This window comes from Caballeronia sp. 11_S32, from assembly GCF_056930355.1.
In genome coordinates, this window is sequence record NZ_JBXOWH010000005.1 from 433562 (window position 1) to 457535 (window position 23974).

The 23974-nt window shown below is 59.6% G+C and carries 20 protein-coding genes, 2 tRNA genes and 3 rRNA genes; 21 read left to right on the forward strand and 4 right to left on the reverse strand.

The features are described from left to right. The first annotated feature begins 51 nt into the window (after positions 1-51). The 11 genes from AC1Z32_RS36645 to AC1Z32_RS36695 all read left to right on the forward strand — a co-directional run bounded on the left by AC1Z32_RS36645 (position 52) and on the right by AC1Z32_RS36695 (position 11452). Positions 52-1152, forward strand: coding sequence for an AI-2E family transporter (locus AC1Z32_RS36645; RefSeq protein WP_483483758.1), 1101 nt, complete (start codon positions 52-54; stop codon positions 1150-1152). A gap of 23 nt (positions 1153-1175) precedes the next feature. Next, positions 1176-2750, forward strand: coding sequence for an efflux transporter outer membrane subunit (locus tag AC1Z32_RS36650; RefSeq protein WP_483483759.1), 1575 nt, complete (start codon positions 1176-1178; stop codon positions 2748-2750). Next, positions 2747-3901 (forward strand): HlyD family secretion protein, encoded by a 1155-nt coding sequence (locus AC1Z32_RS36655; protein WP_483483760.1) that lies wholly within the window; start codon positions 2747-2749, stop codon positions 3899-3901. The genes AC1Z32_RS36650 and AC1Z32_RS36655 overlap by 4 nt, the downstream gene beginning before the upstream one ends. An 8-nt stretch (positions 3902-3909) precedes the next feature. Beyond that, positions 3910-4935 (forward strand): DUF2955 domain-containing protein, encoded by a 1026-nt coding sequence (locus AC1Z32_RS36660; RefSeq protein ID WP_483483761.1) that lies wholly within the window; start codon positions 3910-3912, stop codon positions 4933-4935. Between the two features lie 440 nt (positions 4936-5375). After that, positions 5376-6907, forward strand: a 16S ribosomal RNA gene (locus AC1Z32_RS36665). Between the two features lie 62 nt (positions 6908-6969). After that, a tRNA-Ile gene (locus AC1Z32_RS36670) sits at positions 6970-7046 on the forward strand. 45 nt (positions 7047-7091) lie between these two features. Then, positions 7092-7167 (forward strand) — tRNA-Ala (locus AC1Z32_RS36675). 283 nt (positions 7168-7450) lie between these two features. Next, positions 7451-10337, forward strand: a 23S ribosomal RNA gene (locus AC1Z32_RS36680). A gap of 172 nt (positions 10338-10509) precedes the next feature. After that, positions 10510-10623: ribosomal RNA gene (gene rrf / locus AC1Z32_RS36685) — 5S ribosomal RNA — on the forward strand. The 16S, 23S and 5S rRNA genes sit together here with 2 tRNA genes alongside, the layout of an rRNA operon. A 182-nt stretch (positions 10624-10805) precedes the next feature. Next, entirely contained in the window at positions 10806-11000 is a 195-nt protein-coding gene (locus AC1Z32_RS36690; RefSeq protein WP_483483762.1) for a hypothetical protein, read from the forward strand. Positions 11001-11158: 158 nt separating this feature from the next. Next, the gene (locus tag AC1Z32_RS36695; RefSeq protein WP_483483763.1) at positions 11159-11452 is read left to right on the forward strand and encodes a GYD domain-containing protein; all 294 of its coding nucleotides are present in this window, start codon (positions 11159-11161) and stop codon (positions 11450-11452) included. 215 nt (positions 11453-11667) lie between these two features. Here the strand turns inward: AC1Z32_RS36695 and AC1Z32_RS36700 are convergent, their stop codons facing one another. Further along, the gene (locus tag AC1Z32_RS36700; RefSeq protein WP_483483764.1) at positions 11668-12906 is read right to left on the reverse strand and encodes a hypothetical protein; all 1239 of its coding nucleotides are present in this window, start codon (positions 12904-12906) and stop codon (positions 11668-11670) included. Positions 12907-13502: 596 nt separating this feature from the next. Here AC1Z32_RS36700 and AC1Z32_RS36705 point away from each other — a divergent pair. From AC1Z32_RS36705 to AC1Z32_RS36715, 3 genes are all read left to right on the forward strand, one after another. Then, on the forward strand, positions 13503-14363 hold the full coding sequence (locus AC1Z32_RS36705; protein WP_483483765.1) for an ATP-grasp fold amidoligase family protein: 861 nt from the start codon (positions 13503-13505) through the stop codon (positions 14361-14363). 320 nt (positions 14364-14683) lie between these two features. Then, positions 14684-15127 (forward strand): helix-turn-helix transcriptional regulator, encoded by a 444-nt coding sequence (locus AC1Z32_RS36710; RefSeq protein WP_483483766.1) that lies wholly within the window; start codon positions 14684-14686, stop codon positions 15125-15127. 477 nt (positions 15128-15604) lie between these two features. Continuing rightward, positions 15605-16336: a helix-turn-helix transcriptional regulator gene (locus tag AC1Z32_RS36715; protein ID WP_483483767.1), complete on the forward strand. Its 732-nt coding sequence runs from the start codon at positions 15605-15607 to the stop codon at positions 16334-16336. 86 nt (positions 16337-16422) lie between these two features. Here AC1Z32_RS36715 and AC1Z32_RS36720 read toward each other — a convergent pair whose 3' ends face one another. Together AC1Z32_RS36720 and AC1Z32_RS36725 are read right to left on the reverse strand one after the other, a co-directional pair. Continuing rightward, on the reverse strand, positions 16423-16743 hold the full coding sequence (locus AC1Z32_RS36720; protein ID WP_483483768.1) for a protease inhibitor I42 family protein: 321 nt from the start codon (positions 16741-16743) through the stop codon (positions 16423-16425). Positions 16744-16801: 58 nt separating this feature from the next. Next, complete coding sequence (locus AC1Z32_RS36725; RefSeq protein ID WP_483483769.1) at positions 16802-17569, reverse strand: C1 family peptidase; 768 nt, start codon at positions 17567-17569, stop codon at positions 16802-16804. 751 nt (positions 17570-18320) lie between these two features. Between AC1Z32_RS36725 and AC1Z32_RS36730 the strand changes: the two genes are divergently transcribed. From AC1Z32_RS36730 to AC1Z32_RS36740, 3 genes are all read left to right on the forward strand, one after another. Continuing rightward, positions 18321-19625, forward strand: coding sequence for a M4 family metallopeptidase (locus AC1Z32_RS36730; RefSeq protein ID WP_483483770.1), 1305 nt, complete (start codon positions 18321-18323; stop codon positions 19623-19625). A 30-nt stretch (positions 19626-19655) separates the two neighbouring features. After that, positions 19656-19889: a hypothetical protein gene (locus tag AC1Z32_RS36735; RefSeq protein ID WP_483483771.1), complete on the forward strand. Its 234-nt coding sequence runs from the start codon at positions 19656-19658 to the stop codon at positions 19887-19889. A 66-nt stretch (positions 19890-19955) separates the two neighbouring features. Further along, the gene (locus AC1Z32_RS36740) at positions 19956-20270 is read left to right on the forward strand and encodes a hypothetical protein (protein ID WP_483483772.1); all 315 of its coding nucleotides are present in this window, start codon (positions 19956-19958) and stop codon (positions 20268-20270) included. A 157-nt stretch (positions 20271-20427) separates the two neighbouring features. Here the strand turns inward: AC1Z32_RS36740 and AC1Z32_RS36745 are convergent, their stop codons facing one another. Continuing rightward, entirely contained in the window at positions 20428-20730 is a 303-nt protein-coding gene (locus tag AC1Z32_RS36745) for a protealysin inhibitor emfourin (protein WP_483483773.1), read from the reverse strand. 143 nt (positions 20731-20873) lie between these two features. On the opposite strand from AC1Z32_RS36745, the gene AC1Z32_RS36750 reads away from it, so the two are divergent. From AC1Z32_RS36750 to mdtN, 4 genes are all read left to right on the forward strand, one after another. Continuing rightward, positions 20874-21359 carry a hypothetical protein gene (locus AC1Z32_RS36750; protein ID WP_483483774.1) on the forward strand — a complete coding sequence of 162 codons (486 nt, stop codon included), beginning with the start codon at positions 20874-20876 and terminating at the stop codon, positions 21357-21359. Positions 21360-21434: 75 nt separating this feature from the next. Then, positions 21435-22319, forward strand: coding sequence for an SGNH/GDSL hydrolase family protein (locus tag AC1Z32_RS36755; RefSeq protein WP_483483775.1), 885 nt, complete (start codon positions 21435-21437; stop codon positions 22317-22319). Positions 22320-22602: 283 nt separating this feature from the next. Beyond that, complete coding sequence (locus tag AC1Z32_RS36760; protein WP_483483776.1) at positions 22603-22887, forward strand: YtcA family lipoprotein; 285 nt, start codon at positions 22603-22605, stop codon at positions 22885-22887. A 19-nt stretch (positions 22888-22906) separates the two neighbouring features. After that, positions 22907-23965: a multidrug transporter subunit MdtN gene (gene mdtN, locus AC1Z32_RS36765; protein WP_483483777.1), complete on the forward strand. Its 1059-nt coding sequence runs from the start codon at positions 22907-22909 to the stop codon at positions 23963-23965. Positions 23966-23974 lie beyond the last annotated feature (9 nt).

The following is a 23974-nucleotide window of genomic DNA, read 5'->3' on the forward strand; positions in this document are numbered from 1 at the left end:
ATCTGGTTTGCCGTCCGGATAGCCTTGCGGCAAGCTGCGAGGAGGCATGAGATGCTATCGCCGATCACCGAACGCACCCTCTCCAGGGAACTGCTCGACGTCCTGATTCGCGCCGGGCTCGTTGCCGTTCTGGCCGTCTTCTGTTTCCGCGTTTTCGTCCCGTTCCTCGACCTGATGGTCTGGGCGCTGATCCTTGCGGTCACGTTATATCCGCTTCAGGTCCGGCTCCGCGGCTCGCGCGCAGGCAAGGATGGCCTGATCGCCACGCTGATCATCCTCGTTGCTTTTGTCGTCATTCTCGTGCCGACATATCTGCTCGGTGTCGCGGTGGCTCAATCGATCGAGCGCGGGATGGCCGTCTTCAAGAGCGGCAGCTTCCAGATACCGCCGCCGGCGGAATCGATAACCTCGTGGCCTTTGGTGGGGCAGCGGGTGTACGACTTCTGGGCTCAGGCGTCCACGGACATAACGGGCCTCGCGCAGAAGTTCGCTCCCCAGCTCAAGCAAGCCGGCCTCGCGGTGCTCGGCACGGTCACCGGTCTGGGCGCCGGGCTGCTCGTGTTCTTCCTCGCCCTGATCGTCGCGGGTATCTTCATGGCGCACGGCGAGAAGGGTTATCACAGCGCGGTGCAGATCGCCTCGCGAATCTCCGGGCCCGAGAATGGCCAGCAGATCGCCGATCTGTGCACGGCCACGATCCGCGCCGTGGCGCAGGGCGTGGTCGGCATCGCGTTCATCCAGATGCTGCTGATCGGCATCGCGTTCGTCGTCATGGGCATTCCCGGCGCGGGTCTGCTGGCGCTTGCGGTGCTGCTCATCGGGATCATGCAGTTGCCGGCCACATTGATCACGGTCCCGGTGATCATCTTCGTCATCGTGACGAGCGGCGTCAGCACGGCGACGATCGTGTTTTCCATCTATGTTTTCGTCGCGGGTCTGGCCGATAACGTGCTCAAGCCGCTGTTGCTGGGGCGCGGCGTCGCGGTGCCGATGCCCGTGGTGCTGATCGGCGCGCTCGGCGGCATGGTCACGGGCGGAGTGATCGGCCTGTTCATCGGACCCGTGATGCTCGCGGTGGCTTACAAGCTGTTCTGGCGTTGGGTGAAAGACCAGCCGGAATCCGATCCGTCGAAAATGCAGAAGCAGAGTTGACGAGCCCTGCGCAGACGACGCCGATGTCGCCTTCAATGCGCCCATGCGGGATGACACTTCTGCTCCGGGCAGGCGGCATCGTGGTTTGCGTTGCGGGATTCCTGAGCGCCTGCATGCGCGTGGGCCCCGATTTCCATCCGCAACGCGAAAGCTGGAGTGAGCACTGGAGCAGCGCGACGCTCGAGCAGGTCACCCGCCAGGCAGCGCAGCCCGATGTGCGGGAATGGTGGACGGTTTTCGGTGACGAGACCGTCGGGCGCCTGATCGCGCAGGCCGATGCCGGCAATGGCAACCTGCAGATCGCCGGGCTGCGTGTGATCGAAGCGCGCGCGCAACTCGGCATCGCGCTCGCGGGACAATACCCTCAAGTGCAGCAGGCGAGCGCCGAGGTGCTTGCCTCGGCGCGCAAGCGCTCGGATGGGTTCAATACTCGCTCAGGCGTTTATCTGCAGTACGGCGCGGGTTTCGTCGTCGGATGGGAGCTCGACTTCTGGGGGCGCTTCGCCCGCGCGATCGAGTCCGCCGATGCCGCGTTCTTCGCCGCGCAGGCGAATCGCGATGCCGCGCTGGTACTGTTGCACGCGCAGGTTGCCGATACGTACTTCGCGCTGCGCACCGCCGAGGCGCGCCTGCGCATCGCGCGCGAGAACGCCCAGTTGCAAAAGCGCAGCTATGACATCGCGCAAAAGCTCTTCAAGGCCGGCGAGACAGATGAACTGGACCTCCAGCAGGCGAAGACGCAGTATCTCGGCACGCTGAGCAGCATCCCTGATCTCGAGAGCCAGATCGTCCTTGCGCGGCACGCGCTGTCCGTGCTGATGGGACGTCCGCCCGGCCCGCTGCCGGAACTCGACGCGTCGACCGGCAAGGAAGGCGTGATTCCGCTCGTGGACCGGGCGGTGCTGCAGGACGTGCCCGCCGAGCTGCTGTTGCGGCGCCCCGACGTGCTCGCCGCCGAATATCAGATGGCCGCGCAGTCGGCGCTGATCGGTGTGGCGGAAGCTGATTTCTACCCGTCCGTGTCGCTGCTCGGCACCCTCGGCTGGAGCGCGAGCTCGCTCACCGGATCGCCGAACACGCTCGCGGTGGCAGTCGGCCCGAGCGTCGTCTGGAATGTCTTCGATCACGGGAGGATCACGAACAACGTGCGTGTCCAGGACGCCCGGCTCCAGCAGTTGACGGTTGCCTACCAGAACACGGTGCGCGAAGCCGCGCGCGAAGCCGATGATGCCGCCACCGCGCTGTTCGCCGCATTGCGGCGCGACAGCATCCTGAACGACGCTCAAGGGGCCGCGCGACGGTCGCTGACGCTCGCCAGCACGATCTACCGGGAAGGGTATTCGGACTTCCAGCGCGTGCTCGATGCACAGCGCGCGCTGTTCGCGCAGCAGGACGCGTATGTCGTCAACCGCCGCAATGCGGTAAGCAGCCTGATCGCGCTTTACAAGGCGCTGGGCGGCGGCTGGTACACGCGGCAGCCGCTCGTCGATGCCGCGACGCGCCAGCAGATGCAGCAACGCACCGACTGGGGCGACCTGCTGAATGAGGTCAGCGCGCCGCGGGCCGCGGACGCGTCATCCGAAGGAGCGTCCCGATGAGCGAAACCTCCGGGCCGACCCAGGCCGCGCCGGCACAGACGCCATCGCCGCAGGCGCCGCCGTCGCCGCCTGAGCCGGCCGGCGATCCGTCGGGCAGGGCGGTCAAGTGGGTCGTCGTTCTGATCGCCGTGAGCCTGATCTGGTACCTGCTTGCGGACCGGTTCACGCCTTACACGCAACAGGCGCGCGTGCAGGCATATGTCGTGCCCGTCGTCGCGGAAATATCCGGCCGCGTGACGCGCGTGTTCGTCCATAACAACCAGGAGGTCAACGCTGGCGAAGTGCTCTTCGAAATCGATAGCGAGCAATATCGCATTGCCGCCGACCGGGCGCGGGCCGAGCTCGAAACCATGCGCCGACAGGTCGGCGCGAGCACGGCCGGCATCGATTCGGCGCGCGCGTCGCTGCGCGCGGCGATCGCGAACGAACTCAAGGCGCGGCAGGACAGCGAACGGCTCGAGCGGCTCTATCGCGAGGACGAGGGCACGATTTCACTGCGGCGTCTCGAGGTGGCGCGCGCGACCTATGAGCAGGCCCAAAGCCAGGTCGCGGCGGCGCGCGCGGAAGTGGAGCGCGCACGCGAGCAGCAAGGCGGTATCGAAGCGGAGAACGCCCAGTTGCGCAGCGCCGCCGCCGCGCTCGAAAAGGCCGAACTCGATCTGGCCAACACGCGTATCAAGGCGCGCACGGGCGGTGTCATCACGGATCTCGGCACGGAAGTCGGGCAGTTCGCGGCGGCGGGCAAGGCGGTCATGACGCTGATCGCGATCCGCGATGTCTGGATCAGCGCGGACATGACCGAGAACAACCTGGGCCGTCTCAAGCCCGGCACACGCGTTGCCATTGCGCTGGATGCGTTGCCGGGCGAGGTCTTCGAAGGGCGTGTGCGCAGCATCGGGTATGGCGTGAGCGTCGGGCAAAGCGCGCCGCCCGGCAGCTTGCCATCCGTGCAGAACAGCCGCGACTGGCTGCGTCCGGCGCAGCGCTTTCCGGTGATCGTCGAGTTCGACGCGAATGAGCGTGCGCGTCTCAGCAACATCCGCGTGGGCGGCCAGGCCGAGGTGATGGCGTTCCCGAGTCAGGGCAATCCGCTCAATCCGCTCGGCCGCGTGTTCCTGCGCGTGATGAGCTGGGTCTCCTACGTCTACTGAAGACGGCCATGGAAAAGAGGCTCCAGCTTCCCGGCCGACGCGCGCTGCGCATAGCCACTGGAACAGCGTCGTGCCTCGCGATCAGTTTTGCGCTGGATCTTTCGATTCCCGTGATCGCGCCGGTGTTCGCCGTCTTTCTGCTCGCGACGCAAAATCGGCCGTTGTCGTTTAAGGCAGGCGTGATGCTCGGGCTCGTCGTGATGTTTACCACCGGCAGCGGCCTTCTGCTCGTCCCGCTGCTTCGGCATTACGCGTTCGCCGGCGTGATGCTCGTCGCTCTCTTGCTCTTTCTCGCGTTTCGCTACGGACTGCGCGGCGGGAACAATCTCGTCGCGACCTTTCTGGTGGCGGGGCTCACGATGATCTCCGCAGCGGGCACCGCGGACTTCCAGGTGGCCGTCACCGTGGTCGGCGCGCTCGTTAAGGGTCTGTTGCTGGCCGTGCTGATCTCGGCACTGACCCACTGCCTATTTCCCGAAACCGTCAGTGCGCGACCGCAAGCCGCCGCGCGCGTCATGTCCGCCGATCGCGCGATGTACATTGCGCTTCGTGCCGCGCTCGTCGTCATGCCAGCGTATCTGCTCGCCATGACCGACCCGACGAGCTATATGCCGATCATCATGAAATCTGTCAGCCTCGGCAGACAGAGTTGCACCGCAACGGCGCGCAGTGCGGCGCGCGAGCTCATCGGCTCCACGCTCTTCGGTGGCCTGCTCGCGATCGCGTTCTGGTTTGCGCTCAGACTCGCCGTGGACCTGTGGATGTTCTTCCTGTGGATGTTGCTGTTCGGCCTGCTCGTCGGACGCAAGCTCTACGGCATCGATCCGACGCGGTACTCGCCGGGCTTCTGGGTCAACAGCCTCGTCACGATGATCATCCTGCTGGGCCAGTCGGTGCAGGACAGCGTGATGGGCAAGGACGTCTACACGGCGTTTGCGGTGCGCATGGGGCTTTTTCTCGCGGTCACGCTCTACGCGTGTCTGATGCTGGTGCTTTTCGATCGACCGCGCAGCACGGATGGTGCTCCGACTTGAGCTCGCGTTTCCCGAGGCGGACCTCGTCCCAATCTCGATCGATTCGCCTCCGGTGTCCTCCGGTTTCATTTGGTTTCATTTGGCTCGAGGACCGTCGCAATCTGGCACGAAAAACAATTTGAAAAAGACGCTTGACGCCACTGAAATAGCCCCGCATAATTCGCCTCCCGTTGAATGACGGCGCGCAAGAAAGCAAGCGAAACAAGTAACTCGCGAAGCAAATAACTGCGCAATGCTCTTTAAAAACTAACAGCCGATAAGTGTGGGCGCTTGATGGCGAGTGCGGCTGAGGTTCTTCGGAATCCCGGCAATAGCAAAAGTAATCAAGAGTCTCACACGAAGTATCAGAGGAAGGTTTTTCTGTCTTTTGACAGATTAATCATCGTCAGTACGTTGAGTGAGCGACCGGGTTCATGGAACCCGAAAACAGTAACAGGTTTGAACTGAAGAGTTTGATCCTGGCTCAGATTGAACGCTGGCGGCATGCCTTACACATGCAAGTCGAACGGCAGCACGGGGGCAACCCTGGTGGCGAGTGGCGAACGGGTGAGTAATACATCGGAACGTGTCCTGTAGTGGGGGATAGCCCGGCGAAAGCCGGATTAATACCGCATACGACCTAAGGGAGAAAGCGGGGGATCTTCGGACCTCGCGCTATAGGGGCGGCCGATGGCAGATTAGCTAGTTGGTGGGGTAAAGGCCTACCAAGGCGACGATCTGTAGCTGGTCTGAGAGGACGACCAGCCACACTGGGACTGAGACACGGCCCAGACTCCTACGGGAGGCAGCAGTGGGGAATTTTGGACAATGGGGGCAACCCTGATCCAGCAATGCCGCGTGTGTGAAGAAGGCCTTCGGGTTGTAAAGCACTTTTGTCCGGAAAGAAAACTTCGCCGCTAATATCGGTGGAGGATGACGGTACCGGAAGAATAAGCACCGGCTAACTACGTGCCAGCAGCCGCGGTAATACGTAGGGTGCGAGCGTTAATCGGAATTACTGGGCGTAAAGCGTGCGCAGGCGGTCTGTTAAGACCGATGTGAAATCCCCGGGCTTAACCTGGGAACTGCATTGGTGACTGGCAGGCTTTGAGTATGGCAGAGGGGGGTAGAATTCCACGTGTAGCAGTGAAATGCGTAGAGATGTGGAGGAATACCGATGGCGAAGGCAGCCCCCTGGGCCAATACTGACGCTCATGCACGAAAGCGTGGGGAGCAAACAGGATTAGATACCCTGGTAGTCCACGCCCTAAACGATGTCAACTAGTTGTTGGGGATTCATTTCCTTAGTAACGTAGCTAACGCGTGAAGTTGACCGCCTGGGGAGTACGGTCGCAAGATTAAAACTCAAAGGAATTGACGGGGACCCGCACAAGCGGTGGATGATGTGGATTAATTCGATGCAACGCGAAAAACCTTACCTACCCTTGACATGGTCGGAAGTCTGCTGAGAGGTGGACGTGCTCGAAAGAGAACCGGCGCACAGGTGCTGCATGGCTGTCGTCAGCTCGTGTCGTGAGATGTTGGGTTAAGTCCCGCAACGAGCGCAACCCTTGTCCTTAGTTGCTACGCAAGAGCACTCTAAGGAGACTGCCGGTGACAAACCGGAGGAAGGTGGGGATGACGTCAAGTCCTCATGGCCCTTATGGGTAGGGCTTCACACGTCATACAATGGTCGGAACAGAGGGTTGCCAAGCCGCGAGGTGGAGCCAATCCCAGAAAACCGATCGTAGTCCGGATCGCAGTCTGCAACTCGACTGCGTGAAGCTGGAATCGCTAGTAATCGCGGATCAGCATGCCGCGGTGAATACGTTCCCGGGTCTTGTACACACCGCCCGTCACACCATGGGAGTGGGTTTCACCAGAAGTAGGTAGCCTAACCGCAAGGAGGGCGCTTACCACGGTGGGATTCATGACTGGGGTGAAGTCGTAACAAGGTAGCCGTATCGGAAGGTGCGGCTGGATCACCTCCTTTCTCGAGCTTCGCACGACACTATCAAGTGCTCACGCTTATCGGCTGTGGTTAAGACAGGCTAAGGGTCTGTAGCTCAGTCGGTTAGAGCACCGTCTTGATAAGGCGGGGGTCGTTGGTTCGAATCCAACCAGACCCACCACCCGGGGCGTGCTGATGAGAGACAGAGTCGAAGTCAGGCATACACGGGGGATTAGCTCAGCTGGGAGAGCACCTGCTTTGCAAGCAGGGGGTCGTCGGTTCGATCCCGTCATCCTCCACCAATCCTCAATGCACAGTGTTTCGTGAAGCACTTTGCATTGGCGATTGAAGCCAGTTGATGCTGTAGGTATAGAAGTGCACCTATCGGCTAAACGTTCTTTAACAATCTGGAAGAAGTAGTAAAGAGAATCGCGAAAGCGCTTAGAGATGGGCGTGATTAACGATTCAGGGTAGTGATTGTATCAAGTATGAAAAGTGATCTTAATGATGACTTGGAATACGGCACAACGCGAATACTCAGCCTATGACGTGGTGAAGACGCGCAAGCAGACACACTCGTTATAGGGTCAAGCGAACAAGTGCATGTGGTGGATGCCTTGGCGATCACAGGCGATGAAGGACGCGGTAGCCTGCGAAAAGTTGTGGGGAGCTGGCAAACGAGCTTTGATCCACAAATGTCCGAATGGGGAAACCCACTCCTAATGGAGTACCCATGACTGAATACATAGGTCATGTGGAGCGAACGCGGTGAACTGAAACATCTAAGTAACCGCAGGAACAGAAATCAACCGAGATTCCCAAAGTAGTGGCGAGCGAAATGGGAGCAGCCTGTACTCTTTATTTGTATTGTTAGCTGAACGCTCTGGAAAGTGCGGCCATAGCAGGTGATAGCCCTGTAAGCGAAAACAGTATGAAAGAACTAGGGGTACGACAAGTAGGGCGGGACACGTGAAATCCTGTCTGAAGATGGGGGGACCATCCTCCAAGGCTAAATACTCGTGATCGACCGATAGTGAACCAGTACCGTGAGGGAAAGGCGAAAAGAACCCCGGGAGGGGAGTGAAATAGATCCTGAAACCGCATGCATACAAACAGTCGGAGCCTCGTAAGGGGTGACGGCGTACCTTTTGTATAATGGGTCAGCGACTTACGTTCAGTAGCGAGCTTAACTGATTAAGGCAGGCGTAGCGAAAGCGAGTCCGAATAGGGCGATCAGTTGCTGGGCGTAGACCCGAAACCAAGTGATCTATCCATGGCCAGGTTGAAGGTGCGGTAACACGTACTGGAGGACCGAACCCACTAACGTTGAAAAGTTAGGGGATGAGCTGTGGATAGGGGTGAAAGGCTAAACAAACTTGGAAATAGCTGGTTCTCTCCGAAAACTATTTAGGTAGTGCCTCGTGTATCACCTTCGGGGGTAGAGCACTGTCATGGTTGTGGGGTCCATTGCGGATTACTACGCCATAGCAAACTCCGAATACCGAAGAGTGCAATCACGGGAGACAGACATCGGGTGCTAACGTCCGGTGTCAAGAGGGAAACAACCCAGACCGCCAGCTAAGGTCCCAAAGATTGGCTAAGTGGGAAACGAAGTGGGAAGGCTAAAACAGTCAGGAGGTTGGCTTAGAAGCAGCCACCCTTTAAAGAAAGCGTAATAGCTCACTGATCGAGTCGTCCTGCGCGGAAGATGTAACGGGGCTCAAGCCAGTCACCGAAGCTGCGGATGCACGTTGAAAGATACGTGTGTGGTAGGAGAGCGTTCCGTAAGCCTGCGAAGGTGTGTCGAAAGGCATGCTGGAGGTATCGGAAGTGCGAATGCTGACATGAGTAGCGATAAAGGGGGTGAAAAGCCCCCTCGCCGTAAGCCCAAGGTTTCCTACGCAACGTTCATCGGCGTAGGGTGAGTCGGCCCCTAAGGCGAGGCAGAAATGCGTAGCTGATGGGAAGCAGGTCAATATTCCTGCACCATTGTTAGATGCGATGGGGGGACGGATCGCGGAAGGTTGTCCGGGTGTTGGAAGTCCCGGTCGCTGCATTGGAGAAGGTGCTTAGGCAAATCCGGGCACGTAATTCAAGGGTGTGGCGCGAGCTTCTTCGGAAGCGAAGCAATTGGAAGTGGTTCCAAGAAAAGCCTCTAAGCTTCAGTCTAATGATGACCGTACCGCAAACCGACACAGGTGGGCGAGATGAGTATTCTAAGGCGCTTGAGAGAACTCGGGAGAAGGAACTCGGCAAATTGGTACCGTAACTTCGGGATAAGGTACGCCCTTGTAGCTTGACTGGCCTGCGCCAGGAGGGTGAAAGGGTTGCAATAAACTGGTGGCTGCGACTGTTTAATAAAAACACAGCACTCTGCAAACACGAAAGTGGACGTATAGGGTGTGACGCCTGCCCGGTGCCGGAAGATTAAATGATGGGGTGCAAGCTCTTGATTGAAGTCCCGGTAAACGGCGGCCGTAACTATAACGGTCCTAAGGTAGCGAAATTCCTTGTCGGGTAAGTTCCGACCTGCACGAATGGCGTAACGATGGCCACACTGTCTCCTCCCGAGACTCAGCGAAGTTGAAGTGTTTGTGATGATGCAATCTCCCCGCGGCTAGACGGAAAGACCCCATGAACCTTTACTGTAGCTTTGCATTGGACTTTGAACCGATCTGTGTAGGATAGGTGGGAGGCTATGAAGCCAGGACGCTAGTCTTGGTGGAGCCGTCCTTGAAATACCACCCTGGTTTGTTTGAGGTTCTAACCTTGGCCCGTGATCCGGGTCGGGGACAGTGCATGGTAGGCAGTTTGACTGGGGCGGTCTCCTCCCAAAGTGTAACGGAGGAGTACGAAGGTACGCTAGGTACGGTCGGAAATCGTGCTGATAGTGCAATGGCATAAGCGTGCTTAACTGCGAGACCGACAAGTCGAGCAGGTGCGAAAGCAGGTCATAGTGATCCGGTGGTTCTGTATGGAAGGGCCATCGCTCAACGGATAAAAGGTACTCTGGGGATAACAGGCTGATACCGCCCAAGAGTTCATATCGACGGCGGTGTTTGGCACCTCGATGTCGGCTCATCTCATCCTGGGGCTGTAGCCGGTCCCAAGGGTATGGCTGTTCGCCATTTAAAGAGGTACGTGAGCTGGGTTTAAAACGTCGTGAGACAGTTTGGTCCCTATCTGCCGTGGGCGTTGGATATTTGAAGGGGGCTGCTCCTAGTACGAGAGGACCGGAGTGGACGAACCTCTGGTGTACCGGTTGTGACGCCAGTCGCATCGCCGGGTAGCTATGTTCGGAAGAGATAACCGCTGAAAGCATCTAAGCGGGAAACTCGCCTTAAGATGAGATATCCCCGGGGCTTCGAGCCCCTTGAAGGGTCGTTCCAGACCAGGACGTTGATAGGTCAGGTGTGTAAGTGCAGTAATGCATTGAGCTAACTGATACTAATTGCCCGTAAGGCTTGATCCTATAACCAGTGTGTTTGCGTCAGTCTCAAGTTAGCGCTTTAGCGCTGACTGGGACAAGTCCCCGCAGGGGAACGCTGGTTGAGTGACGCCTGTGCCCGCAGTCACTGCCCAAACACTTCTACTTCTTCCCAGATTGGCTGTAGCGCGAACCCGCGACACAGCAACAAGTCATGCCTGATGACCATAGCGAGTCGGTACCACCCCTTCCCATCCCGAACAGGACCGTGAAACGACTCCACGCCGATGATAGTGCGGATCACCCGTGTGAAAGTAGGTAATCGTCAGGCTCCTCATGCTGCAACAAAAACCCCACCCCATAAAGGTGGGGTTTTTGCGTTTGGGGGCGCGCAATCGCAATGCGAGAGTCCGTTCTGACACCGCCCCTTCTCCGAAGGTACGGTTTCTGTCGACCATTGAACCCGGCATCGGCGCGCGATCAAGGAGTTGCTGGAACTTGAGACGGCTCTTCATGCACCTGATCGCCAAGACGCGAATGAAGATCGTGGCTTCGGATATCCGCATGCCCAATCTGCTCTTTCCGACGCGTAGTGTCGACTATACTTTTCAGGCGGTCAGCCCGACTGTGTCCACCGCTCGCAGACCAATCGATCTCGCGGTCAGCGTGAAACCGGGCGATATCAATCTGCGGCCTTCCTTGTCGTAAGCGCTGATCTCCCTGCGCGATTGCCGCCTTGTCTTCTTTTCTCTTTGCCTCTTTATGCACGCATAGAAAACGGTGTGCGTCGTGCCGCATGCGCGTCTCCTGGTGGACGCCGTCGCGGTGCGCGCGCGGTCCCTCACTTTCGCTTGAAGAGGACAGACATGGCCACTTACATCATGCTGCTTAATTGGACGGATCAGGGCGTGCGAACCGCTAAGGATACGATCAACCGGGCGCGCGCATTTCGCGAAACGGGCAAGGCGATGGGCGTGACCGTCGGCGCGATGCATTGGACGCTCGGCGGATACGACCTGGTCGTATCGATCGATTCGCCCGACGACGAAACCGCGACTCGCCTCGGCCTCGCGGCCGCCGCGCTCGGCAATGTCCGCACGACGACGATGCGCGCGTTCGGCGAAGAAGAAATGGAGCGTATCGTCGGCGGATTGAAGTAGGCGCGCGATGCGAACGCTGGCCAGAAGCAGTTCCGCCTTGAGTGCAATGGTCCAGTAGGCAAGGCTTGCACTACTGCCCGAGTGCCCTGCACCGCCGTCGTTCGTCCGCTCGAAGGGCATACGGGCGCTTCGAGAGCGCCCGCCGAACTAATCCGGCTTCGAGTCGCCGATAAGAATGAGCGAACGCCGCGGTTCGCACCGCGGCGTTCTATCTCTTACTTCGGCTCGTACCACGAATAGGTCGGAAGCGTCGTGAGCGGCGTGCCGATCTGGAACGTGATGTCCCGCAGCGAAGTCAGCGGGATGTTACGCGGGTCGCCCGTGTACCGTCGGACATCGCCGTTATCGTTGATATAGACCACTATGTTGCCCGTGATGCCCGCGACATTCGTGCTCGAGAGCGGCTGACCCCAGACATCGAAGACCTGGCCGAGCGTGAACGGCTTCACATTCGGGGTTTCGATATGGATGATGCCGGTGTTGTCGTGCGTATGCATCTCGTAGTTGCATTGAGGCAAGATGCCGACGTTCGACGGGAACGCGAGCCATTGGCCGTCCTTGAAGATCGCGACATGCGCGTGCACGTGGAAGGTCTCGGCCATGCCCGCCGCGCAGATCAGGCCGTCCACTGGCGATCCGGTGCCGCCGCTCGCCGTGTTGCCGTTCGCAAAGAACGGCGTGCCCACGACGCCGCCAAAGCTGAGCGTGGTAACGGTCGATGTAAAGGGAGGCGGGTCGGTCCACGCGTACGTCGCAATCTGGGCAGGCGGCGTTCCGACCACGAGCGTCACTTCGCCATGCTGCGGCAGCACGAGGCTCGCGAGATCGCCGGTGTACTTCGTGAGCGTGCCGCCGGTATTCACCCAGGCAGTCACGGGCCCCGTGAGGCCCGCCACGTTGGTCGGGCTGAGCGGCTGCCCCCACACGGCGAAGAACTGGCCAAGCGTGTACGACGCGTTCGACGTCACGTCCATGCGGATCTTGCCCGACGCATCGACGGTGTGGACCGGATAGACGCAGCCCGTCTGCAGCGCCATGGTCGGCGCCACGCTGCCAATGTTCGCCGGCAACGCAAGCTGCTTGCCGTTCTGATACACCGACAAATGCGCATAGCTGTATTTGCTGCCAGCAACCGTACAATTGAGGCTGCCGACCGCCTGGCCAGCGCCGCCGGTGGACGTCGAGCCATCGCTCCATTGCGCCGTCCCGAGCGTCGTGCCGTCCACGACGGCTGTCGCTGCCGCGAGCGTTGGCGTGGTGTTCGCAGCGGGTGTGCTTGCGCCCGATGCGGGCGTCGCGGCGGGGGTGCTTGCGCCGGATGCGGGGGTGCTGCTCGCCGCGGGCGAACTCGAATCGCTGCCTGATCCGCCGCCGCAAGCGGCAACCAATAGGACTGCAGCCGCCGAGACTGCGGCGGTCATCCAGCGAGTGTGTCTCTGTTTCTCTTTGAGCATGTATGGACTCCGCCTGTTCGTCTGAAAAATCTGAACGCGTCGCGCGCCACGTGCGATAGCACGATATGTGCCCGGATCACATCCGGCATCCGAAGCATCGCGAGAGCGACGGTCGATGCGAGAAAGCGCTAGCGCAAGGGCGATCCCGGCACGATTGAAGCAAGTGTTGTCGCTTATGAGCGCGACATCGATTGAATGACCGAATGCCTTCCGGTCAGGCGCGTGCCGATGAATTTCAGTGAGTCATCGAAAGAGAGAACCGGCTGGGGCCCTCTTCGCCGGTCTGGGGAAATGTAGCGTTGATGTTTATCTATCGCAAGTAGAACTATCGTATGGGTTGTGTTTCGCAGCGGAAATCTTCGAAGTGTGCGATTGCGCACATACGTCACGTTGAATATTCGACCGACAATTCGATTCGTGATCGATGTGTGACTCGGCGCGACAATGGAGAATGCGGAGGCATCTCTGTAAAAGGTGCCGACACTGACGTTCGATGCTTTAATGAACAACTGAATTCAGCGGAACCGTTATGATGTAACGACATCAAATCGTACAGCATGTATCACGTCCTGATCTGCAGATAGTGGAGCAAACGAATGACTCTTTCAACGACGCTGATCCAAAGCGTAAGGGATTGGTTGCCCGACAACCTGTTTTTCAGTTTCCGTCATCGACGCACTATCGGACGATTCCCGAAGCTGCGCCATCCGACGACGTTCAATGAAAAGATCATTCGACGCTGCCTCGATCCCGATCCCCGCTATGGCGATCTCAGCGACAAGTTGAAGGTGCGCGATTACATTGCCGGGAAGATTGGCAGCGAGTATCTCGTTCCGCTCGTCGCGGAGCCGTCGGACTTCACGGAGAGCGTTTTCGAAGCCCTTCCGCCGGCCTTTGTCATGAAGGCGAACCACGGCAGCGGATTCGTTCATGTCGTCAAAGACAAGAGCGAAACATCGTTCGCAGAGCTCAATGCGCTAGCTCAACGTTGGTTATCGACCGACTTCTATACGATCGGGCGCGAGCGGCATTACCGCACGATCGAACGGCGTATCTTCTTCGAGAAGCTTCTTGTCGCGCAAGACGGAAAGATCCCGCCCGATCTGAAGATCCATGTTTTCAACAAGCAATCGGGCGACCCCGCGATCTTTATCCTCGTTATCACAGACCGGTTCGGAGAGCATACGCGCGGCGACATCTATGACGGGAACTGGAACATGCTCGACGTTTCGATGGGACGCTACGCACGCAGCACGACTCCCGATCCGCGCCCGGATAACCTAGACGTACTGCTGTCAGTTGCGCGCGCGCTGGCAAGTGATTTCGAGTTTGTGCGCGTCGACCTATACGACATGAACGGAACCATATACTTCGGGGAACTTACGTTCACGCCCGGGGCTGGAATGTTCCCTCTGAAGCCGGACCGTGTGGACTATGAGTGGGGAAGTCTCATGTAAACGGGGAAGGCCAGAGTAGCGCCGAAAAGCTTGCGAGCGCTCGTGACGAAGGCTTCCACGACGCGTCGCGGGCAACCGTCGCGGGCAACCCCGCCCTCGATCGAATAAACATCGCGACCCTTCGAAGATTTCAATTTCCGCGACGCTGATCGTCTTATCATTTGTGACGCGTCCCTGCGCGACCATCACGGTCGACCGGTTTGGAATCTCGTTCCCGCTCGATGCACGCGCTTCGCGGATAACTCGTCGCTGCGTGTTCATCAGCTTGTTGAAGGGGCGTCATGAGATCGACTACACGGCAAGGACGCGCCGATGGCCCGTTGTCCGGTGACGCCATTCTGGCGGCAATCGAAGATCTTCCGTTGTCCAATCGAAGTGCGGCCGGGATTGTGGCAACCGCAGAGGAAAACAGGGCCTCACAGCGCACGTCGCCTGCTATCCGTCATGTCCGGGAGCACTTCTCGCGCAGGATCACGCTAAGTGAAATGGCGGAACTGTGCCGGCTCAGTCCCTCGCAGTTTTCGAGAGTATTCAAGGCGGAGCAGCATCTGAGTTTCGGGGAGTACGTGCTTCGGGTCAGGCTCTGGATGGCATTGCATCGCCTGACATCGCGCCGTGAACTCGTGAAGGAAGCCGCTTATGCCGTGGGCTTCAATGACCTGTCGTATTTCGCGCGGTCATTCAAGCGCTTTTTCGGCATATGCCCGAGCGAACTGAAGGAGATCTCGATCCTGCGCACCGATGACGCGGATCGGTCAGCGTAAGTCTTCAATGCCCCTTCCGCTGGCCACTTGAGCCTGGAGGATCATCCTCCTGGCCGAAGCTCAGGTTAGCTCACATTCCATCGAAAGCGATCCGTCCATGCAAGCCGCCATCTAATGGTCGGAGTCCCGCGTAAGTGGGGATCGCCGTCCTGCCAAGCGCGGGTTTCAAGGGACGCGCCGATCGTCCAAAGTACAGGTAAGGCAGTGGCCCGCTTCTTCGCGTACCGGGCAACATCAACCACAAGCCGTACTGCCTGCCGCCTCGATATTCTCGATTTCCTTTTTGCGAGCATGAGATACGCGTTCCCTTCGTCGAACATGAATGCCACTGCGCGCATCGGGACGATTGGACTGGCGGAATCTGAAGTAAATAACCGGTGATCACGGAGGGCAGCAGCGATCATGGGGCAAATGCAGAAGATGCATGTGTTGGACCAGCGCGCCTTTGTCTGGATAGACCTCACCAAAGAGCCATCCTTGTCCGTTGCGCATTCGATATCCGGCGCATTCGCGTTCAGGACGGTGCGCGAGCCGCAGCATATTACCGGGGATATCGGCCTTCACGCGCCGCCCTTTATCTGTGTGGAGCTCGAGGAAGGCAGCGACGCCGATCCGAAGAGCATCGAAATGCTCACGCGCGTGCGGGAGGTCTATCCCGATCTGCCCACGCTCATCGTCGCGGGGCGATGCTCGTCCGTTGTTGCGCTGTGGGCGGTGCGCCTGCATGTGTGGGATGTGATGATCAAGCCGGTGAGCGGACCGGATTTGTGCAGGACGATCGACGCGTTGACGTCGAGGCTTCAGCGGCGCGAATTGCTGCAGGCCCCACTCGCGCGCGTGGAAAGAGCCGGTCCGCGTCAGGACGCGATGCGCACATCGTCCGCGCTCTCGTACGTGGCGAGCCATTACGCGGACAAGATACTGATCAGCGAGGTCGCCGCGCAATGCCGGCTCAGTCCGTCGCAGTTCTGCAGAACCTTCAGAAAAGAGCATCACGTGAGCTTCGGTCAATACCTGCTTCGCTTTCGCATGGAGCGCGCGCGTGAGCGGCTGTGCCTGCCCGATGTGCTCGTCAAGGAGGTCGCGTATGAAGTCGGCTTCAACGACCTCTCATACTTCACGCGGTCGTTCAGGCGCGAGTTCGGATTGTGTCCGAGCGAGTTTCAAGCTGGTGCGACAACGCAACGGACATCGCACATGGCCGCGTGACGAGACATCGCGGCGCCGTGACGCGATGCCGCGACAAGGCCGGCCTTGCCGGCCAGTCCGTCTCACTTGCACGCGCATGCATGCGCTCACGGGCGAGGCGAGACACTGACATCGAGCTGGAACGTCGCGCAGGCCGAGGCGTCCTTTTCCCATGCGCGGATGCACTTCAACACGAGCCGCGCGCTGCCTTGACCGCTCGCAATGAAGGTCCATCTTGCGATGCCGCCCGCACCCGGCTGGCCTTTGGACACGACGTAGGCGGGGCCGCGCGACGTCAGCACGCCGGCGGCATCCTGCGCGAGGCTCCAGCGAAAGCCGGTGGCCGGCGTTTCGTCGAGCTCGACGATCAGTTCATCGTCGAGCTCGAGCGCGACCGCGCCGCCCGAGTCCGCTTGCTTGACGGTCATGCTTCGCATGGGCGTTCCCGCTTTGGCTCGCGATACGAGCGATACGCGGTCGTGGGGCTCAGGCCGCGATGAGGCGCATCGTCCAGAAGTCGGACGACAGGTCCGTATCGGTGAGGTAAGCATAAGGCATCGTGCAATAGCCCTTCATGCCCCATGCCTCGCCCCACGAATTGCGGATGAGGAAGCGTTGCTGGGAATCGTCGTAGCCCACCGCGACCACGCAATGACCCCCGAGCAACTGTTCACGAGGCCCGGGCATCGGAACGGTGCCGGTCTGCGCGACTTCCGCGCTCTCGAAGCTCTCGTAGACGCTGAACCCGAAGACGAACGGAAAGCCGTCCGCGAGACATCCCTTCATCTGGTTGAGGTTCTGCACCAGGCGCGAGTACTGTACGACCTTGTATTTCAGCGCTTCCGTGTAGCACTTCTTCGGCGGCTTATCCCTGAACTGACTGATGTCGTAGGGCCAGCTGGTTTCAGGGCAATCGCCTTGCTTCGCCACGGACTTGAATCCGTCGCGGATCATTGCGCCGCTGTCCGATTCGACCGTGTGCTCGATGACGCGCTCGTTGTAGTAGATGAAGAGCCGCGATGGATTGAACGCCGGTTGCAGGTTCTGCTTCATGCGATCGAACTGCAACGCTGCGGCAATACCGTTGGCCGTGCAGCTCCCGAGGCTGCCCTGGTCATAGATCGGCGGACATTGCGAAGTCAGATCGACGCTGGCGGGCAGCGCCGCGAGCCGCGTGACGGGTGCGGCATAAAGATGGTCCCGGTGATCGGGCAGGTCGCGCACCCATCCGTAACGCTTGGTCGTGTATGGCATGTCAATCTCCATGGTTCGAGGTCTCGCTCGCGCACGCGCCGACGGTCCGAATGCGACGTTCGTCGCGACTGTCGGGCGGCTGCACGGCCAAGCATAGGGCGACCCCCGGCTGCGGCGTTAGGACGATAGTGCTCACGCGCTAGGACGATTGTGCTGTAAGCGTTTTGACGGCGTGATCGCCGATACGCCGGGATCGAGATCGTTCCTAGATTGCATGCGGACGACATCGGCTCGATGGGGTAAAGCGGCGGATTTGAAAGAGGGCAATTGGTTTGTCGTTTTAAAAACCTTCTGACCCACTCGCTCATCTTAAAAGCAAAATCGTCCTAACAGGCAGCACGATTGTTATAACGGGCGCGCAAACGCCTCATCTACACTGCGCTTCAACGAGGTCGAGAAAGAGCCGTCAGTCACGCCGAAAATCCTGGAAGGGAAAGAAGCCGAAAACGCCGGGTCAACATGCCGGGGCCGAGGTGCGCGCGCCGCTGAACCGATTAACCCTTGGTTCGGATATGCCTCGAGGCGAAGGCTGCATACCTTAAGGGACTTAAAACAGATTCGCCATTATTCATGAAGCTCGACTTCACCGCCGAAGTCTCGCCCAAATTGGAATGTTGCAGGAATGAGTGTGAGGGAACATTCGTCGGAGACAGCGCGCATTTGAGATATCAAGAACATGGGCTGAATTCCGAAAAATGTCGGCTGTTCTGTTGACGGTCTTTTTGCACTACCGCTTGACCAAGGAGGTACCATGAAATGCAATGACCCGGTGGCCCATAGCCAGTATCGATGCTCGTGCAGCATTATCCCGCCTCACATGCTCGAGGCAATCATCAGAAACGGCGATGCGGAGCAGCGCATTGCTGCCGCGCAGACTCTGCATTTGACGGAGCAAATGCGGCTCGATCGCATCAACCTGATGGGGGAATCGGCCCCCGCTCAGGTCTCCGACGAAACTGCCGGCGCCGCTCACAAAAACCGAAAGATCTACACGGCTTCGAATGGCACGGGTCTTCCCGGAACCCTGGTCCGAAGCGAGGGGCAAGCCGCATCCGGAGACGCGGAAATCGACGAGGCCTATAACGGTCTCGGCGCGACCTTTGACCTGTATTACAACGTCTTCCAGCGCAACTCGATCGACAACGCTGGATTGGATATGATCGGAACGACGCACTACGGAGTCAAATATAACAATGCGTTCTGGAATGGTTCCCAGATGGTTTTCGGTGACGGCGATGGCAAGCTTTTCAACCGGTTCACCATCTCCATCGATGTCATGGGGCATGAACTCACGCACGGAGTGACGCAATACACCGCGAAACTCGTATATAGCAATCAGTCGGGCGCCTTGAACGAATCCGTTTCGGACGTATTCGGGTCGATGGTCAAGCAGTACGCGCTCGGTCAAACCTCCGCGCAGGCTGACTGGCTCATCGGCGCAGGGCTATTGGCGGCCGGCGTGAAGGGCGTTGCGCTGCGGTCGATGAAGGCGCCGGGCACCGCATACGACGACCCCGTCCTGGGAAAGGATCCGCAGCCGGATCACATGAGCAAGTATGTCAACACGACGTCGGATAACGGCGGAGTGCATATCAACTCCGGTATTCCCAACAAGGCGTTTTATCTCACGTCCATCGCGTTGGGAGGGCACTCGTGGGATAGAGCAGGCCACATTTGGTATAACACGCTGCTTGATTCGCGGCTGACCACCACGGCGCAATTTCAGGATTTCGCGAATCTCACCGTCGATAATGCAAACAAGCTTTACGGCGCTACCGTTGGCAATGCCGTCGTTCAGGCGTGGCAGCAAGTCGGCATCAATGTGGCGCCGATCGTTTCATGGCAAAACAATAAGGCAGTCTTGTCGACCTATACCAGCCCGCACTCGATGAACGCCTGGGCATACATCCAGGACAACGGCTGGAGAAAGGTTCAATCCCTGACGCCCGACGGTGTCACGAATACTTTCGCCTTGCTCGTCGATGCTCAAAGCGTCAACGCCAGGGTGAACGTGTATCTTGATGGCACGACCATCTATCAGGCTTATTCCGTGTAATTTGCTGAGCATCGTGAAAGGAGATCAATCATGGCATACGTGAATTTTTCCAATGTCAAAGTCACCATGACGTATTGCAGCCCGCATTCGATGAATGCGTGGGCGCTGATCGAAACGCAGCCCTGGAGAAAACCTCAGCCAATCAGCACGGATGGCGTATCCAACATGTTTGTCATGCTGAACGCCGCCAAAACCAGCGGCCGAACCGTATCCGGCTCATATGACGACGCGACGGGACAGCTCTACACGCTATACCTCAACTGAACGCACAATAGCCGGGGCAGTCGAATCTGACTGCTCGCAGTGTTGCATGAAAAGGAATCCATTCTCATGAACCCTTCATCCATCACGATAAAGATCGAGTTCGGTCAGGACGGGAGCGGCACGACCGTCAAGGAGGTATCCGCGGGAGATGCCGCTCCGGCGCCTTCCGCCGGAGCAGGTGTGCATGCCGACCTGACCGGTTCGATACCCACCCCTGACATGACATTAGGCATGGCCGGCGCGCAGGAGAATATTCCAACTCCGTTTTCGGGAGGCGGGGGACTGCAGGAAGCGTCGGCTGCGCCGTCTCCCGAGTTGAATCCGGAGATGATTTCCGGAAGCAAAGATGAGGAGGAGCCGCCTCGGCCGGAAGAAGCGTAGTCGGCGGGACAGAAAAACGCGAAATAGGATCCTTCATTTCAGCGTTTCGACAGCGACAACGACAAAAGAAGTTGGTGCCTGAATCCGGGCGCCAACTTCATTCTGATTCAGTCCTGGACAATAGCGTGAGCTCGTCGATGGACACCCCGATCAACGGCTATCGATGACCATGCATTCTTACGAAATGCATCAGCGCATAGAATTCGGGCGGCGTCGACGGATCGGCCGCGCTGAGCAGCGTTCGCCCGCCCTGGTCCACGATGACGATCTGATGGTTTTGCCCGTCCGCGATTTTCGTGCTCTCCTTCGCGACCGAGCCTTCTGTACGGGCCGCGACGATCAGCCTGGCGAACTCTTCGTTCTGGTCCGGCGGAAGTTCGCTCGCGTTCAGAATCATCGGTTTTGCCAGGCCGGGAATGCCGGCGGTCCAGCCACCGTCGGTGGTCAGTTCGACATGCATCCTTCCTCCTTGTTCGTGCTTCTCGCACGCGTTGCTTATTCAGTATAGAAAACCGGGGGTAACGTGCATTTTCGTCCTTCGCAGTCAAAAGCGGTATCGTGCCCCGTCTCAAGTCACGAACATCGGAGCAAGGGAGAAAGGAAATGAAGCCGCTCGCATTGATGAGTTTGACGGTTCTGCTCGCTACGCTTTCGACCAGCACATTCGCCGACGACGCGGCCGACTGCAAAGCCGCTGGCGGCACGATGCTGACCGGTCAGGTCGTTTCACAGCCCAGGTTCAAGAGCGGCATGTTTCGAAAGGGCGTCGAGCTCTCGCATACGCATCTGAACCTGAAAGGCAGCGACGACAAGACGTACGATGTCGCGATCGACAACGTCTTCGCATCGGGCTATCAGAAGAACAAGAAGGGCGTTCCCGCACCGCTGAACACCATCAAGGTGGGCGACAAGCTGGAACTGTGCGGCATACCGTTTCCGGGCGGCATTCACTGGGTACATAACAATTGCGGCGATACGCCGACGAAGTCGGATCCTGATGGCTGGATCAAGAAATTGAGCGCGGACGGCAGCGTCGGAGAGAATCTGGAACTCAGCCAGAAGTATTGCTATCTCTGGCCGCATCACTGACACGCGTCCGGTTCGATCTCGCGTCCACGCAAGTACAATGGTTCGGCGCACTCCCCGCAGGGGAACGGAGACACCATGACCGGTCCGGCGAACAACCTCTACGAGCGCTGGCAGGAGCAGATCCAGCAGGATTTGAAGGCGCGCATCAAGGCGCACCAGCACGACGTGCTGCAAGCGAAGGCGCTACAAGCCCGGCAGGCCGGCGCGCCCAGGCCACTCATCCTGCTTGGCGACGGCGATTCCTGGTTCGACTACCCGCTGCCGGATCCGCTTCACGCCACGGATGTGCTGGAGGCGCTGAGGACCACCGGCACACCCGCTCCGCTGATCCTCAAGCTCGCGCATTACAGCGACGCGACCACGACGCTTCTCGGCGTGACCCGGCGCAACCGCCTCATCGCACAGTTGCAGGATCCGGCCAACGGACCCATCGATGCCATCCTCTTTTCCGGCGGCGGCAACGACGTGGTCGGCGACCAGTTCCGTTTCTGGCTCAACGATGCGAGCGCGGCCCGCAGCGACCCCGCACGGGGCATCAACGTCCAGCGCCTCGGCTATATCTTCGGCGTGGTCGAGAGTGCCTATCTCGATCTGATCCGCATTCGCGACGAGTTCGCGCCTCATGCGCCGATCTTCGTGCACGCGTACGACTTTGCGATTCCCACCGGCATCTCGGCCTGCCGTCTCGCGGGGCCGTGGCTGCGTCCTTCGCTTGTCGACCGTGGCTGGCCGGACCTCGCGCCCGGCAGCCTGATCGTGAAGACGATTCTCGTCCACTTCCACGCCATGCTGCAGCGGCTCGCGAGCGATCCCGTCCACGACATAGTGCTGGTCGAAACGCAGGGCACGCTCGCGCCAGGAGAATGGGCCAACGAGTTGCATCCCACCGGCGCGGGCTTCGCGAAGGTCGGCGCGCGTTTCAGGAGCGCGCTCGCCGCGCGGTTTCCGGGTCGCATATGAGCGCCGCGCGCGCCATGTGCGAATCGCGTCTCAACCCGTAACGCGCTTCGCTTTCTCTTTTGGCTCCCCCGTTCAGGGGATGGTTTCCGATCGGACTTGCCCCGATCATTCCCAGTCGAGCCGATACGCGACCGATGTTATTCACGCCCTTAATACTCGCCGGCTGATCCCTTCGATCGCTTGATCCGGATGATCTTTTCCTTGCAGAATGCCTCGGCAAAGCTGCAAGGCGTGAGATCGATGTGAGATCGATTCGAACGACACGATGACTTTGGAGCGACACATGCAATTCGTCAGAGGCGAATGCCCCACGCCTGCGCTCGGCATCGCCGTGTTCACGGTCACGTTCATATCGGGATGCAGCGGTTCGCCATCCATCGCCGTGCTCGGCGCGTATTTTCCGGACTGGCTTTTCTGTATTGTCGCGGGCGTCGTGCTGACCGTGATCGTCTATCTGATTCTGAAGCGCTTGCGCGCCGGTCAAGCGATCGGGCCTGCGGCTCTGGTGTATCCGACGCTCGTCACGTTCCTTTCGCTCGCTGTCTGGTTGATGCTGTTCCAGCATTGAATCTCCCTCAGGTGATGCAATGGCGACGACTCCCGTCACGAAAAAGAAACGAGCATGGCCGGTCATCGTGCTCGTCCTGGCGACGCTGCTGTTGCTGCTGCTCGTCATCCGCCAGCTCGACCGCGCGCCGCGCACCGACGACGCCTACGTCTATGCGGATACGATCGACGTCGTGCCCGAGGTCAATGGCCGTATCGTCGAGCTTGCCGTGCATGACAATCAGGCGGTGAAGCAGGGCGACCTGCTGTTTCAGATCGACCCTCGGCCGTATCAGGATGCGCTGACGCGAGGCAAGGCCTCGCTCGCCGCGCTCGATCGTCAGATCGAGCTGACCCAGCGCACCGTCAATGCGCAGCAATACAACGCGCAGTCGGTGCGCGCGGCCGTCGAGCGCGCGCGGGCGGCGGCCGGTCAGGCGTCGGATACGCTGCATCGCATGGAGCCATTGCTTTCGCACGGCTATGTGTCGGCGGAGGACGTCGACCGGGCGCGCACCGCGCAACGCGCGACCCAGGCCGAGCTGAGCGCCGCGCAGCTCCAGGCGCAGCAGGCAGCGGCCGCGGTGAGCGGCGTCGACGCGCTCGTCGCGCAACGCGCCGTGGTCATGGCCGAAATCTCGATCGCGGAACTGAATCTCGAATACGCGACCGTGCGCGCGCCGTTCGACGGCCGCGTCGTCGCGCTGAAGACATCGACAGGGCAATTCGCCACGGCGCTCAAACCGGTTTTCACCCTGATCGATACGCGCCGCTGGTACGTGGTCGCCAACTTCCGCGAGACGGAGTTGAAGGGCATCCGTGCGGGCACGCCCGCCACGGTCTACCTGATGAGCGATACGGGCCAGCGCTTCGCGTCGCGTGTCGATTCGATAGGCTATGGCGTCGCGCCCGAGGAAGCCGGCCTCGCATTGCCCGGCGGCTTGCCGCGCATTCAGCGCACGCTCAACTGGGTTCACGTATCACAGCGCTTCCCGGTGAAGATCCGCGTGGATCAGCCGAATCCGGAGCTGTTTCGCGTCGGCACGTCGGCGGTGGCCGTGCTCGAGCCTACGCGCGGCAGTGATGGCGAGCATCGCTGAGGAGCGCCC